This window comes from Phnomibacter sp., assembly GCF_036803085.1.
Classification (GTDB): domain Bacteria; phylum Bacteroidota; class Bacteroidia; order Chitinophagales; family Chitinophagaceae; genus Phnomibacter.
Window position 1 is genome coordinate 41,213 of the sequence record NZ_DAIRUZ010000008.1, and the last position, 16,602, is coordinate 57,814.

Genomic DNA, 16,602 nt, shown 5'->3' on the forward strand with positions numbered 1-16,602 from the left:
TTATTTTTCAATCACCAATACCCAGTCGTTACCATTGGCTTCATCGCCCGGCGGATTAAATGTTACTTCACCTTTTTTAGTAAAAGTTTCAATTACTATCTGCTCACCGGTAGCAGGCTTTATCCAATAGGCTTTTGCAGGCGTAAACATGATTCGGTTCATGTACAATTTAAATGACCGACCGGTGAATACATAAAACATGGCCAGCTTATAAGAAGCTGCAGCTGCTACACGGGCATAGCGTTCACCATTGTCCACAACCAAATGCTGTGCGGATGCATGCTGAAAAAAATCTTTGCTTTCAACCAGTTTTTTAAGCTGTTGCATTTGCGTAGCACCGGGTGCCATCAATGCTTGTTTCCAATTCATAGTCACACCATAATTGGCGGTCCAATCACCAGCATTGTTGAATTGCATCACCGCATTTTCGCCATAGGTAAAACCAGCACCACCGGCAAAAACACTCCAGTAAGCATAGCGGCGCAAATCAGCATCGGTCCAGCGAGGTTGCAAACTATCGTGCAAACCATGCGGAATGTTTTCATACGAAGGCTCACCATCCAACGTTGGTTTTACCGGGCTGAGTTTGTAATCCAGTGCCACGTACTTCCAGTTGTCTTCGCCAAAGTGATGTGTTTCCGTAGCTACGGTATCCTGCGCATAATCTTTATGCCCACTCTGAAACATATTGAAATCGAGCCAGCTACTGTTGTGAAACCATTCGCTGGAAGTTGTTCTTCCCCTTGGGTGAAAAGTCATGAGGTGATGGGGATCGTATTGCTTGATGGTTTTACCCAGCACTTCCCAAACTTCGCCACCTTCTGAACCTCTTACATCGCCACCATTCAGCCAAATGATATTCGATTTCTTAGCAAAACGCTGTGCCAAAAATTGGCCATACACGGCAGCTTGTTCCGGCGTTACTTTTCCGCCTTTCACGTTACTTCCCCACACTGGTACCAGTGCCATATACATACCCCGTTTGGCCGCTTCATCTATAATGTATTCCACGTGATCCCAATAATCGTATGCATCTGCATTGTCAGGATTTTTCCCTTCCGTTACATTGGGCTTCGACACATCTTCATTTCGCAAAGCCAAATCGCCGTACACATTTTTGGTATTGTTCATGTCGTGCAGCACCATTACCTGTATCACATTAAATCCCTGCGACTTTCTTACATCCAGGTAGTGCACCGCATCCTGCCGATTGCATTTTACAAACAACAACCAGCCGGTATCGCCCAACCAAAAAAAAGGTTTTCCATCAGCCGTTTGAAAATACCGTTGATTGGATGACACCTGCAACAAAGGCAACTGCGCCTGTGCAAACAAGTGAAGCAACATGCCTATCGATACTAAAAACTTCTTCATAATCCTAAATCAGTTATTCAATCTTGAACAGTGAATTGATGGGTGTTGCTGTTGTACACAATGGAAGCTTTGCCATTGCTCAGGATATAGACGCCTTCTTCTTTGCCAGATACAGGTTTCATGCCCGCAGCTTTTTCCAATATTGCTGCATCTATATTGGCAGGCAAAACGGGTAAGCTACCACCCGCCATCAAAACAGCAATTCCAAATTCGGGATAATTATCACCGCTGTACATCACTGCTTTCTCAGGAAACTTCTTTTTGTATTCGAGTACAGCACGGTACACTTGCCCGAAGCTTGTCTTTTTGGGTTTCAGCAACCGTGCATGTTGGCGTGGCGCCAGGCTTACGCCACCAGCAGGTGCATACAAAGTGCCATCTGCCTGATAGTGCCAGTAGCGTATGTCGATAATGTTGATGAGTGCCGCATATTTGGGCTTCGCCAAAATACTATCCTGCACATCTTTTGTTGTGCTCAACGCAATGAGCGGTTGCTTGCCGGTTTCCTTTTTCCACTCTGCAATTACATCCAGCCAAAATTGCACAAAGTGCAAAGGACCGGTATATTCTTCGCTAATGCTGTGAATAACCGCATGGTTATTGCTGAAGTTATTGAGACACTGCCGTATGTATTGGCGGTGCAATGCTCTGCGAACCGGATGGCTGATGTCATAAAATTGTTCGGCGTAAAAAATGCGTTTGTCGCCAGCATAATTCACCGGCTCTACAAAACCTGTGTTATTGATATTGTTGGCCGTACGCCATGGAAAATCAGCATAGTGTGCTCCGGCTTCAATAATGTTGTGCTGGAAGTAATGATGTTGCAGTAATACCAAACCATTAGCATCGGCTTCATTGGCAAATGATTGTAACCGGCTCCAGTAAAAAGCATTGTACTTGGTTAAATCATACTTACTCAATCCATCCCATGCCGTGCCTTGGCCACTGCGGGCAAATGGTTGCTCATAAAATGGTGGCCATACTTCGCCATCCATTCTTCGCACCCGCTGATGATCATCTCGTCTTCTGTCGTACCAAAGACCGTAGTTGTGTTCCAACATTACGGTGCCTGTCGCCTTCATGTCAACAGCCACTTCTTTAATATTATCTGTCAAACCTTTGCCGTAGCGGCCGGGTACAAAACGAGTGAGGTGCGGTTTGGCATTGGAAATGTCTTTGGCGCTAAGGCTACCACTCCACCATTGTACATTGGTACGTTTACCAGCCAGTAAATGGCCATCTCTTACCAATACCCCTTGCTTCAGTTGTGTAATTGGAAAGGGATCAGCTGGTCGGGAAACAATTTCTACAATATCCGTAATGGATGGTGCGGCAGTTGTTGTTACAGGCAACGCATTTCGTTTGGCAGCAGCTTCAATCCATGTCTTCAACAGTGGCTTGAGCTGCATGGCTTCTTTACTCAGTTGCAATGCCACCGCTACCGAAGGGCTACTACTCGCCTCCGTAGACACTGGCATCAGTTGTGCCAAAGCGGCTACATCTTTTTTCAAACGCTCTTGCAGTTGTGCATAGTACAAACTGCGGGGTTGTATGCTGTTGTTCGATTCGTTCCAGTAACCATCGCCTGCAAACTGACTCCAGCTGCCAAACGCCCAGTTTTGTGCTGTAGGTGGCTGATAGCAATCTATACGGGCTGCACTACAATTCCAAAACACACTGTTGGCAGCCGCCCATCCAGCACCATTTGCATCCTGTCCTCTGTTGCCAAAACGCAATGCGTTGCCATCTACAGCTATCACATCCATCAGCACTCCGCTTGCCCAGCTGTCTATGGCGCCGCTAAAGCTGTACGGCAATATAGATTCACATTGTACAAATGCATTGGGGCCTGCTGCACAAAAGCCAGCAGCAAAATCATGATAACCATTTTCGGCATAACAGCGCTGAAACAAAGTTTGCTGGCCGCTGGTGAAGAAGGTATATCGACGTTGACCGCCAATTTCAGAAATGGGTTGTGTAGCAATACAATCTTCTACGGTGATACGTTGTGCAGTTTCCAACACCCGCACAGCACTGCCAGCAAAATGCTGAAAACTCACCTGACGCACCCAACAGTCGACTGCATTTTCAATGCCAATGGCATCCCAACGATGATCTTCGTCTTTTGCATTGGCTTTATTGTAAGCAGAAACAAGTTGCAGATTTTCCACACCAGTTTGAGAAATCCGGCCGGGCCATTGTATCAACTGCACAAATGCAGCTCCGTATTGTACGTCCAATGCCGTAGTAATGGGTGCATCCAGCTCCAGCTGATGGCCATGAATAGCCGTGATGGTTCTGTCGAAAAACAAATCTCTTTCGCCCGGCTTCCAACCCAACGCCGTAATGCCGCCACCAAAATGGTCGGTACCCAAAGCTTGTATCCATGCTGCAGTGGATGGCCGGTGAATGCGAACATGCTGGCCAACATGATAGACAGCAACATCAGCCACTGTTACCAGCTTGCTATTGACTGGCACATACTTATCTGCAATGGTTTGCGTATGCAGCACCGTGGGCTTTCCTTCACCCAACAGGCGCAGCAAGGTTTCGCGGCTGGCGCCGGTGCCGGCAATGCGTGTGCCTTTTGCAAAAGCCCCACTACCCCGCAGCACCACACCTGATGAATCGATGCGCAAAGAGCCGCTCACTTTATACTCACCCGGCAACAATTGAACAGCACCCCGAAAACCTTGTGCATCTTTCGGCATACCACTTACATAATCAATGGCCAGTTGAATGTTATCTGTGGCATCTTTTGTGCTAAGTGGCACATACACTTTTGCTGGCACTACAGGTATGGCTTGCTCAGATGCTTTGTAGCCACAATACGAAAAATCGGGAATGCGATTGCCCAATGTATCGGGCTTGTATTGAAGTTGTCCTTTCTCTACATACAAAGGCGGCACAGGCTTCGCCTGCTTTTGTGCAAACGAAGCCTTTACAACCAGCAGCAGCAATGCTGCTGTAATCAAACGATATGAATATGCTACACGAATCATGATTGTTCATTCTACTGTATAAAGCTATCTAAGGAATGAATGCCAAGCTGCATACAGTGAGAAATGTAACTGCGGATATTATTTAGCCGCTACAGCGGGTTTTACAGTTTTTACATCTACCACGCTGTTCAGGAAATTTTCAATATTGCTGTATCCGTTTTTCGCCAGCTTGCCTGCGTCGGCGGCATTGTTGGCGTTCAAACCCATTTTGATTTCGTAGGCATCGGGTATGCCATCGTTGTCGCTGTCTTTGTAAGGCGTTCCCTTATACTCGGGATAGCCGCCTACCTGTGCAGGATCGGTAATGATGCCTTGCTTGTAAGAATCGATTGGCAGACGACGATGCTTGAATTGCGTTTCGGGCAATTGCACATCAGCATTGTATTCAATTTTTCCGGTAGCTACTTGTTTTACAATACGGGCATCCACTGCATCACGGCGGGGCAAGGTGGCACCCGCATTGGCCAGCACATAGGTTTTAGCCTGCTCTGCACTCAAAATAGTGATGGGTGCCATAGGCAATGGTTTGTGCCATTTCATAAATGCGGTGTACTCGCCGGCGTCGCTTTGCTCTTCTACCTGCACACCACCATTCCAGTTGTCTTTGGTAATGGCAGGAAAACCTTCCATCACATTGCCATTTACATAAGCACGGCCGTACACTTTGTACTTGAGTTTGCTGCGGCCGCTTTCTGGTTTTAGAATGCGGTGGCCCACATTATTGTTGGGTGTAGCCGGACCGGGCTTGAAGTAATTGTTGATGATGTTGAACTGAGCTCTGTAATCACCGCCATCAATACTGCGGTGTACCCAGTTGAAAATAACGTTGTTGGCAAAATTGAAAACACCATTCCAACCAACCGATGGATTGCGGCCTGCATTGTTGGCCCAAAGGTTGCGCATAAACGTACAGTTTTCGCCACCCAGTGTGCTGCCAAATGCATGGTTCCATGTATCAAGTGCTTCACCAAAAATGGAGTTTTGAATGGTGATGTTTACCGTGCCGAATTTGTCTTCAATTTTTCCGGTGCTGTCGTTGTACATATGGCGATACATGCTCATGTTTTCATCAAGGCCCCATGTGGCACTCACATGATCAATGATGATGTTGCCAATCGGGTTGCCGCCAATAGCATCATCTCTGCGGCCCACCCAAGTTTCGCCACGGCGAAAACGCATGTACCGAATAATAACATCGTGTGTGTTGATCCACACACTTTCTCCGGCGATACATACACCATCACCAGGTGCAGTTTGACCAGCAATGGTGATGTACGGAGCACGAATGATTAATGGTGTTTTTAAGCGAATGATGCCTGCTACATTGAAGACAATAATACGGGCACCACCTTGCTCACAAGCCCAACGCAAACTACCAGCGCCATCATCATTCAAATTGGTAACCACATATACTTTGCCGCCACGGCCACCAAAGCTGTATTTGCCACCACCTTCTGCACCGGGAAAAGCAGGTATATCAGCCTGCGGCAATTCATCTACTCTCGATGCCCAGGGGATGTAAGGTTTACCTTGTTTGGCTTCTTGTTGTATAACGGGCCAGGCCAATTGCCACATGCTGTCGGAATGTGCATTGGCTGCTTTCATCAACGAGTCTGAAGTACGCTGAACGTCGGGTGGAATTTGCGGATACTGTGCACTGGCACACACAGTCATTAGCAACAACACAGCCAGTGATAGTAAAGATGTACGATACATTTTCATAGTCGGGATATATTAAGGTTAGACGTTTTTCAGCAGCAAAACAGACCGTTATAAAAAAGAGAAAGCGATAACACTTTCTCTTTAGATTGCTTGTGTTATAACGATGACTATTTCTGCACTTTTACATCCACTTCAATCTGGGTAGTTTTTGAAGGTGAATTGCCCTGAATGAAACGAACCAGTATTGCACCCAGCTTACCATCAGCCCGCTTAAATCCAATCACGTTATTACCAGCTGCAGTTGAAATTTTATTAACAAAAGCAGCTGTTCCACTGGTAAGGTTTCCACCTACCAAAGTTTGAATAGCACCGGCTGATGTAAGTTGTGAAACGAAGTTGACCGAAGAAGGGAGCTTCTTAAATACGGTGGCATTCTTTGTCCAACTGCTGATGTCATAATAATTGAGCTGACCTTGTGTAGCAGTTAATGCATAAATGGTATGGCCCAAATCATCCGTAGTGGAAGTGGTACTCATGAAAGATGTATCGAAATAATAACCGAAATCAATACCTGCAGCATTGGCAGCACCATCAGTAAAGCTGAAGATTTTTCCATCTTTGGTAGAGTAATAGCACTTGTTGGTTTTAGCAGTTGAATCGGGCACCTGCAAAATGCGATACGACCAAAAATCGAAGTCTGGCTTCACTGTTATCTTAAATGTTTTACCACCGTCACCCAGGAAAGTGGCATTTCGGTTGCGGGCTAAAATGCGATAGCTGTAATCGCCGGGTATACTATCAATACGATACCCTTTTGAACCCGAGAAAGTTGTTTTATTGCCTGTAACGTTGAAGGTATCAATACGCACACCGTTCTTTTGAATTTCAACATAAGTCATTTCCTCTTTGCTGGATGAAATGTTGAAATCAAAATAAATGGAGTCTTTCGGATTCACTGTTTTATCGGCAGTGATAGCAAACTCATTGCTGTTCTTGTACTCCACTGTTACCCCATAAGCGGTAATTGGTTCTACACCCTTGTCGCAGCCGGCAATAGCGGCTATCAGCAATACAGATGGAGCAATATATGTGAGCAAACGATATTTCATAGCTGTAATATTTTGTAGTCAGTAAATAGAGATTACTTAAGCGGATCGAATGTGCCGCCCGACCAGCCAAGCGTTTGCTCCATGGTATAAGTAGCCTGGTTGAAAAAGTTTGGCAAAGCGTAGTGATAGTAAGTATTGGGAATACTGATCACATTTGAACCTTCCAATGATGCGATAGCTACATTGAACATAGCTGTATACACCGCTTTGTTGTTCAGGTTAGCCGTATCTCTTGGGCGAACTCCAAGGGCATCTGGCTTATCGAGATAAATGCGGCCCGCAACAGTACCTGTTCCTGCATAGTAAGGCGGCTTTGGCGTAACTTTCAGCGACTGCCGCGCAGAAATCAAATGCAGATTACGTGTTCTACGTAAATCCCAGTACCGCTTTCCTTCCATGGCAAACTCCACCTGACGTTCGTTCAGAATCAGTGTTCTCATAGAAGCAGCATCGGTAGCTACATCCAAACCAAAATCAAAACTTCCCTGCTTTATACCAGCACGTACTCGTATCTGACGAATCAGGTCTTTTGCTTCGGCCAAACGATTGGTTTCGTTTGCGCATTCTGCCAGGTTCATTATCACTTCTGCAAAACGCATTTCAATCCAATCCATACCACTACCGCCGCCAGTATTGCTATTGTATTGTGCTTGTGTAGCAGTAATAGAAGGGTTGGTGATTTTCTCACAATAAAAACCAGTTACAATTTTTGAAGCCTGCTCATCCAATACGCCTGTATAGCTCCACTGCTTACGGCCGGCCTTTCCACTGAGTGGCCATACAGAACCATTGTATGCAATAGAAGCTTCCAACCGTGGGTCACGGTTTTGCCAAAACATCACCTGATCATAATTGGCAGAAGGATGCGTAATAGGTAAGCCTTCGCTATTGGTGTATGCTTGCACCAAATTCCATGTGGGTTGGTTAGACCCACCGCCGTTGTTAGATTCAGAAGGTGGACGAGTAACGTACTCGTTATTTGTGCCGCGGCCGGGGCTAACAGAAATGGCATCTAACTTACGCACCAGCATTACTTCGCGGTGATCTTCGGTTACCCAAATATTGGCATACGCAGGAAATAAAATATAGCCATGTGCTACACCTGTATCATAGGCTGCTTTGTTGGCCTGATAAGCAGCAGCCCAACGATCGGCATCATTATTAGGATTGAACTGTGGACTAGCCCAGTACAACAATGCTTTCCCTTTAAATGCCATAGCGGTTGCTTTGGTGATACGACCAACATTGTTGCCCGACCACAATGCAGGCAGTTTTGCTGCAGCCGAGTCAAGGTCTTTAGCAATAGCTGCAAATACTTCGCTTGATTTTGAACGGGGTACATTCAAATCTTCACCCGTTAAATCTTGTGCTTTTAAAATAAGCGGTACACCACCATACAGCGAAACCAATCGAAAATACACAAATGCACGGAGGAAGTAAAACTGGCCCAGCAAAGGATCTTTAACTGATGCAGGCAACAAACTTGTAGCCAACCCATCAATAGCCACGTTGCAACGACGGATATCGAAATAGCGGTTGTTAGTAATAGAGTTGCTACCACCTATATCTGTTACCGAATTTTCTACCAACTGGCCATATAAAAATGCAGTACTTACACTATTGGTTTCATCCGATGTAGTATGGATGCCGCCAACTGTAGGCCAGTTTGGGATAATGAGATCGTAACTCCTGTTGAGGAAGAGATCAACAGCACCTGCATCGTTCCAGATTTGCGAATCGATTCCGTTTGGATCTTCTACTTCGAAGAAGTCTTTTTTGCAGGCAGTAGCCAACAACACCACACTCAGTGATACGGCTGCAAGCTTCAGGAATTTATTTTTCGTGTACATATTTTTTCTTTTAAGCAATCATTAAAGAGTAGCATTTACACCCAGTGAAATGGTACGCAGGGTTGGGTAGCTGGCAAAGTTGGACGTGTAAGGATCTTTATACTTCAATGGATTTACGATGTTCCACAAGTTGGTGCCGGTAAAAAATGCACGGAACTCAGGAATGCCCAATTTTTGACTGATTGATTTGGGGAAGCTGTAAGACAACACCATGTTGTTGATACGGCTTTGTGTACCACTAACTGCCCAGAACGTAGAGTTTTCACGGGCTAATGGCGCATCAGCTCTTGGAAACTGTGCGTTTGGATTATCAAACGACCAGGTATCGTTCCAGAATGACGGCGCATTTTGTGTGGTGGTAGGCACTTTACGTGCTTCACTATCATAGAACACTTTGCCACCGAGGCGCAGGTTCATGTTCATTTGCAATTTGAATGCACGATAGCTTACGCCAAAGGTCATACCAAAAGCAACCACTGGTGTGGTGCGGTTGTACATCACAGTAATATCACGGTCATCAATTCTGCCATCACCATTTACATCTTCAAAATCCATGAAACCAACTTGTGGTTTTTGTCCACCAATGAGGTAGTTAGGATTTTTTGACAACAGCGCATCTACATCATCTTGTGTACGAAGAATGCCTTTAGAAATATAACCGAAGTTGCTGCTGTTGTACTGACGAGGATCGAGGCCTTGAGTAATGCTCAGCCCATCAGGTCCGTAAGTACCCAAACGTGCAGGGTTGAAATAAGAACGAATCAAACGTGAGTTAGAAAATCCGAAGTTGATATCGGCGGTGTAATTCAAATCCTTGGTGATTTTTCCGCGATAGCCAACCATAAACTCATGCCCCCAGCTTACGCTCTGGCCATAGTTTACCACTGCAGTGGCTACACCGGTTGTGGGTGGCAATACACCTGCATCCAATCTGTCGAATCCATCATAGTTGTAACGATGGAAAAAGTCGTAGGCAAAAGTGAGTTTGCTGCGCATCACATTCACGTCGAAACCTGCGTTGAACGTACGGGCCTTTTCCCAAGTGATGTTGGGGTTGGGCGAAAGGTTTGGATCGAGACCATTGGTAACAACAGAACCAAACAGCATGCCGGTAGTTTGGGTAAAACGAGCTTGCCACAATCGGTTAGCTACACGGTCTTCGCCTACCAACCCATAGTTAGCCCTGATCTTCATAAAATCGATAAAGGGGAATGTACGCTGGAAGAAATTTTCTTCGCTGATCTTCCAACCCAAACCAATAGATGGGAATAAACCCCAACGGTTTTGAGGAGGGAAGTTTGCAGATGCGTCATAACGGGCAATAATTTCAACCATGTATTTATCCATGAAAGAATAATTCATGCGGCCGATAAAAGAACGCTTTACAGACTCGCTGTATTGAGGGTTACGAATGGTTTGGCCGGTATTGCTAAATGCCCAAAACTGATCAACACCATTCACCAATTGTCCGTTTTTGTAGATGTAAATATTTCTGGTGTTTGATTCGCTTTGGTCGAAGCCAACCATTACATCAAAATCGCTGGTATTTGTTTTAAACCCGTAGGAAAGCGTAGCTACCATTTGGTTGCTGTTGCTTACATCTGAACCTTCAGCCAACTGATCGCTGTTGCTCACGGTTTGCATAGGTGTACTGGCATTCAATACATCGGTATACAGCAAGCCATTTTGACCACCCCGAATAAAATTACCTACACGATAGTGAGGAAAATATTCTTTGCCTGCATTGGTGCGGCTGTTTCTGCCATACTGAAAACGTGCTGTCAAACCTTTTAAGAAAGTAGGTTTGTACTCCAACGAAGCGTTGATGTTCATGCCCTGGCCATCATTTCTTTTGTAGTTGCCAGAACTAAACAATGCATTGGGGTTCCAGTTGCCCGGAGGGTTTACACCACTCCAACCTACTGGCACGCCATTGATGCTCATGGGCACCCACTTAGGAGTAAGGTAAATGGCACGGATAGACAAATCATCCGATTCATCGTTGGCACCTTTCAGTGTGTTACGATTATCCTTGCTGAAGTCTGATGCAAAAATTACATTGGCAGAAAGTCCATCAGCTATTTTTACGTTGGTACCCATTCTAAACCCGTACTTCTGAGAAAGAATACCACCATAGTTACCATCCTGACGGAAGTAGTTGCCACCGGCAAAAAATGTAATCCTGTCAGAACCGCCACTGACGTTTAAAGTGTGGCGCATTTGTGAAGAAGCCTTCCACATTTCATCGTACCAGCTTTTGTAGGGGTTGGTAGCCAAAAAATCGAGATCGGCTTGTGAAAAACGCTGCGCTGTAGGAGCGCCTGTTAATTCGTATCCGTTGTTCAGCAGTTTCGCATGTTCATAAGCACTCATAATTTGAGGCTTCACTGCTTCATCAGAAATACCGAAATAACCAGAATAAGAAATTTTGGGTTTACCGGGGCGGCCTTTTTTAGTAGTTACCAGCACTACGCCTTTTGCACCTGCTGCACCATAAATGGCGGCAGATGCATCCTTCAAAAAGTTAATGTCTTCAATGAGGCTGGCATCGAGGTTATCAAAATCTTCTTTGCTGGCTATCAGACCGTCAATTACAAACAGCGGATCGGCAGTGGCTCCTACCAAAGTAGCCCCTGCAAAAATTGAAGCACCACGAATGTTGATGTTGACACTGGCGCCTGGCTTGCCCGAAGCAACACTGACACCCACACCCGGCAAACGGTTGATGAGTGCCTGACCAATATTGCCCACCGGAATATCCTGAATATCTTCTGAACGGATATGTGCTACAGCACCAATCACATTCACTTTCTTTTTAGTACCATAACCAATCACTACTACTTCATCTAATTGGTTGTTGGCTTTAGTAAGACTAACTGTAATGCTGCCACTTGCACCCGCTTTAATTTCATACACAGCATATCCTACATAAGTAAAGGACAACACCGATTCTGAAGAAGGCGCCTTGATAGAGAACTGACCTTTGTCGTTGGTAGCTGTACCGGTAGTGGTATTTTTAACTCTTACAGACACACCTTCAAGTGGCTGTCCGCTATCGGCACCGGTTACAGTACCAGAGACGATGACTTCCTGTGCAAACAGGCTGACCGCCATCATCATAAATACGCTAAGTGCTAGCAGTTTTGGTTTTAGCATGTGCTTCATATATGGCATTTTACGGGTTTCCATTTTCAATCGTTGTATACAGTGTTGGTTATTTGGTTTTTGCTTTCAGGCGTTGCTGCCAGGCTTCCGTTTCTTTTTTTAAATCGTATCCTTCGGCAGATAAATAGTTGTTGATACGGCCTTTGTATTTCCCAAATACAGCGTGTTTCTTGTCAGACGATTCTGCATCCATGGCTTCTTCCCTCGCCTCTTTCAACCAATCATAAATTTTGGCTTTTTGCACGGCAGTCAGTTGCTGAATCATATCGAGGTAAGCGGCATAGGTATTCGGAAATACTTTGTACGTCATGCCATCTTTTACCTGCTCTACTTGTGCCGGCGTAAGCACAGCATGTAATTGTTGCAAATAAGATTGATGCTTTGCTGCCAACAGATTTTTCTTTTTCAATTCAATGGCTTGCAGTTGCACCCGCAATGCTGCCGTATCCGTACTGTTTGCTTTTGCCTGCTGAGTAGCCGCTTTTGCTTCTTCGTGAATTTCATTGATAGCGGCATATTGCAACACTATTGCCTGTAATGCCTGATTGTAATGTGTTGAATCTTGCACACCCAATGTGTTGATGATTTTAGCCGACCGCTCTGTAATGACTTTCAGGTAGTTGGCATCTTGCTGTGCAAAAGATAATAGAGAGAAAAAAATTGCTGTAAGGAAGAAGATCATAAAACGTGCTGCATCTGCAGGCAACAGCTGATTGTCACTGGCTTGTACAGACAGCACCCGGGCTGGCCGTTTCTTCATCATCATAGGAGGCAAACAATCTTTCATGGACATTCAACTGCAGCAAATCGAACATTTTCAGATGGCTTTTTACTGCTTTTTTTAACACACTAAAAGTACTTCTGCCTCTTCCCTTAAAAATGTACGGTATTGCTAAGTTGATGTACTATTTTCCTATGCGCCCTGCTTTTTACGCAAACGTTTCCGTATCGCAGGCAAGCCGTTTTTATTGGCAGTTCAGCGTAATTATGCCTGTAGAAACTCCTGCTGCTTTTACGGTAACGGTGATATTTCCCTGCCGCTCTGCAGATTGTACTACTACCAAAGCCTTTCCCTTCCACGTACGTCGCTGGTTGCTTTTCAGCGATACTGTGTCGGCCTGAAAACCATTGTCGGTACCTGCCAGTGTACCGGCGCCGGTTACTGTAGCAGAAAAAGTCACATCGGCATCGGGTACCAAACGGCCCTGCGCATCTACCAACTGTACTTCTATAAATGCGGCATCTTGCCCATTGGCCTGCACTATTTTCCTATCTGCCAATAAGCGAATGGCCACTGGCTTGCCTGTGGTGCTAGTGATGGTGGTTTGTACAATTTTTCCATCTTTCCAAGCAATTGCTTTGATGCTGCCTGAGGCAAAAGGTACCCGCCACTGCACATGCAGGCTGCTGTCTGATTTGCTTTTTTTACCCAGTGATTGACCATTCAAGAAAAGTTCTACTGCATCGGCCTGGCTGTAATAGGCTACCACATCCACCGTGTCTCCTTTCTTCCAGTTCCAGTGAGGCAGCACATGCAGCACCGGCTTGTTGGTCCATTCGCTTTGGTACATGTAGTACACATCCTTGGGAAAACCTGCCAAATCAATAATGCCGTAATAACTGCTGCGGGCCGGAAAGTTGTATGGCAATGGCTCGCCGAGATAATCGAATCCACTCCACACAAATCCGCCTGCGATATGCGGATATTCTTTTACCGCCAACCAGGCTTTTTCATGCGTGGCACCCCAATAAGCATAGGTATTGTCGTAGGCATTGCAGGTAGTATCGGCATAGCCGCCGGAAAAGTTTTCCTGCTCTTTAAAATTGGGCGGCCATACATGCATGCTATCGGCAGCACCCACATACACCCCACGGGTACTGAGTGCCGAAGCGGTTTCGCTGGCAATGAATGATGCACCGGGAAAACGCTTGGGCAAATGCGGATAATCGTACTCCTTATAGTTGAAGCTCAGCACATCCAAAGCATTGGATTGTGCAATGAAGTTTTTCTCGAGAAATGTTTCAGTGAGGGCACTGGTGACGGGCCGTGTAGTATCCAGCGATTTTACAATGGCACTCAAGCGACGGGCAATTACGGTGCCGCTGCTGTCAAACTGCTCCCGTATTTCATTGCCAATGCTCCACATAAATACAGAAGGGTGATTTCTGTCGCGGAGTACCATAGCCCGCAGGTCTTGTTCATGCCAGTCATTGAACTGCAAATGATAATCGAACTTGTTCTTCTTTTTACGCCACATATCAAATGCTTCATCCACTACCAGAAAACCCATGGAATCGCAAAGGTCGAGCAATGTAGAGGCCGGCGGGTTGTGCGAAAAGCGGATGGCATTCACTCCCATCTCTTTCAAAATGCGCAACTGCCTCATGGCAGCGGCTTTATTGAAAGCTGCGCCGAATACGCCTAAATCGTGGTGCTGACAAACACCCTGAATTTTGAGTGGTTGTTCATTCAGAAAAAAACCTTTTTCGCTATCAAACCGAAAACTGCGGATGCCCAATGGATGTACTTGCTCATCTACCAAATGCCCATTCACTTCAATTTTAGTAACGGCTTTATAGAGATACGGATGTTCAACCGACCATCTTACAGGCTTGGCAATACGCAACACATCAGCATACGCCTGCCTGCCTTGATACACTTTGCGCAACATGGGTGATTTACTGCTGGCTATTTTTTTTCCGCTGGCATCCAGCACATCAGTATACACATTAACCAATACGGCTTCATTATCCGCATTTCGAATATCATATTGAAAGCTTACCTGCGCATACTCGTTGCTTACGATGGGTGTGGTCACAAACACGCCACCTTCATTAGCCAGCGAAACTTTATTGGTCGTTATTAATTGTACGTCTCTGTAAATGCCGCTACCACTGTACCATCGAGAATCGGGCTGTGCAGCATTATCTACCCGCACTGCTATCACATTGGTTTTTCCGTATTGCAAATACGGTGTGAGTTCGTACGAAAAATTGACGTAGCCATTTGGTCGCTTACCCAACCAATGACCGTTGATCCACACTTCACTGTTTTTGTATACGCCATCAAAATGAATACTGGTAAACTTGGTGGATGCCGATGCAGGCATGGTAAATGTTTTGCGATACCAACCAATACCGCCGGGCAAAGCCCCACCTTGGTTAGTTGCCGGAAACCGAGCTGAGAAATGACTTTCAATGCTCCAGTCGTGGGGCAATTGCAATGGACGCCATTTACTATCGTTGTATATGGTTTGGCTCGCCAGGCTATCATCACCTGCGTAAAACTTCCACCCTTTATTAAAAGACTGCACATGGCGAACCTGAGCCTGCAACAACAAACTACAGCACATCATCAAACCCAATATCCAAGCAGCTTTACGCATCACGCCTTTCTTTTTTGATGTTGAAAATTACGACAGTTCAACCATGGCTTTGATAACGCCATTGGCAGGATTGAGCCACGATTCAAATTGCTCTTTTACATCAGCAAATGCCACCCGATGCGTAATGTACGTTGCAGGATCTACCAGTTTTTGCTGCATGCAGCGCATCACATGGTCAAAATCTTCCTGCGTTGCATTGCGGCTACTCATCAGTGTGGCTTCTCTTTTGTGAAACTCCGGATGCGCTACTTCAAGATTGCCTTTTTGCAAACCCACCAATACATAACGGGCCCCATGTGCCATGTATAAAAATGCGGCGTTGATGGCTTTCTGATTGCCTGTTGCATCAATCACCACAGTAGGCATATCGCTATTGGTGATTTCTTTCAATCGCTGCAGCACATCTTCAGTAGCCGCATTGATGGTATGTTTCACCGCCAGTTTATCCTTGCAGAAATCCAACCTCGTTGTATTCACATCCATGGCTATTACTTTGCCGCCGGCAATGCGGGCAAACTCCATAATGCCCAAGCCAATGGGACCGGCACCAATCACCAACACAAATTCGCCTTGCTGTACAGCAGCCCTGCGTATGCCGTGTGCACCAATGGCCAATGGCTCTACCAAAGCCAGCTCATCAAAGCTCATGTCGTTGGCTTTCAGCAATGCTTTTGTAGGTACAGAAATAAATTCTTTCATGCCGCCATCTACATGTACACCAAACACCTGAATGGCAGCACAGCAATTGGGCAACTCATTGCGGCAGGCTACACACTCGCCGCAAGCAAAGTATGGCACAATCGTTACTTTATCACCGGGCACAAACCCTGATGACGGATCAACTTCTACCACTTCGCAACCCAACTCATGACCCAATACCCGTGGATACTGGAAGTATGGCTGCGTACCTTCAAAAGCATGCAAATCAGTACCACAAATACCTATGCGTTTTACTTGCAAAATAGCATGCCCCCGTTGTAATACAGGTTTGTTTTGCTGTACGTATTCAAACTGTCCGGGTTGTTGGCATATTAAAATATTCATGTGTAATGAT

At 45.7% G+C, this 16,602-nt stretch carries 9 protein-coding genes; all 9 read right to left on the minus strand.

Annotated elements, in window-relative coordinates:
• A complete protein-coding gene (locus V7Q13_RS14695) occupies window positions 1-1,374 on the minus strand; it encodes a glycoside hydrolase family 140 protein (RefSeq protein WP_333801423.1) in 1,374 nt (457 codons plus the stop codon).
• 17 nt (window positions 1,375-1,391) lie between these two features.
• Window positions 1,392-4,376: a DUF6298 domain-containing protein gene (locus V7Q13_RS14700; protein WP_333801424.1), complete on the minus strand. Its 2,985-nt coding sequence runs from the start codon at window positions 4,374-4,376 to the stop codon at window positions 1,392-1,394.
• A gap of 78 nt (window positions 4,377-4,454) precedes the next feature.
• Window positions 4,455-6,098, minus strand: coding sequence for a pectate lyase family protein (locus V7Q13_RS14705; protein ID WP_333801425.1), 1,644 nt, complete (start codon window positions 6,096-6,098; stop codon window positions 4,455-4,457).
• A 107-nt stretch (window positions 6,099-6,205) separates the two neighbouring features.
• A complete protein-coding gene (locus V7Q13_RS14710; protein ID WP_333801426.1) occupies window positions 6,206-7,147 on the minus strand; it encodes a hypothetical protein in 942 nt (313 codons plus the stop codon).
• Window positions 7,148-7,179: 32 nt separating this feature from the next.
• Window positions 7,180-8,997 (minus strand): RagB/SusD family nutrient uptake outer membrane protein, encoded by a 1,818-nt coding sequence (locus V7Q13_RS14715; protein ID WP_333801427.1) that lies wholly within the window; start codon window positions 8,995-8,997, stop codon window positions 7,180-7,182.
• 21 nt (window positions 8,998-9,018) lie between these two features.
• Window positions 9,019-12,162 carry a SusC/RagA family TonB-linked outer membrane protein gene (locus tag V7Q13_RS14720; protein ID WP_333801428.1) on the minus strand — a complete coding sequence of 1,048 codons (3,144 nt, stop codon included), beginning with the start codon at window positions 12,160-12,162 and terminating at the stop codon, window positions 9,019-9,021.
• A 49-nt stretch (window positions 12,163-12,211) separates the two neighbouring features.
• Window positions 12,212-12,949 (minus strand): DUF3826 domain-containing protein, encoded by a 738-nt coding sequence (locus V7Q13_RS14725; RefSeq protein ID WP_333801429.1) that lies wholly within the window; start codon window positions 12,947-12,949, stop codon window positions 12,212-12,214.
• Between the two features lie 178 nt (window positions 12,950-13,127).
• Entirely contained in the window at window positions 13,128-15,548 is a 2,421-nt protein-coding gene (locus V7Q13_RS14730) for a sugar-binding domain-containing protein (RefSeq protein ID WP_333801430.1), read from the minus strand.
• Window positions 15,549-15,575: 27 nt separating this feature from the next.
• Window positions 15,576-16,592: a zinc-binding alcohol dehydrogenase family protein gene (locus V7Q13_RS14735; protein WP_333801431.1), complete on the minus strand. Its 1,017-nt coding sequence runs from the start codon at window positions 16,590-16,592 to the stop codon at window positions 15,576-15,578.
• Window positions 16,593-16,602 lie beyond the last annotated feature (10 nt).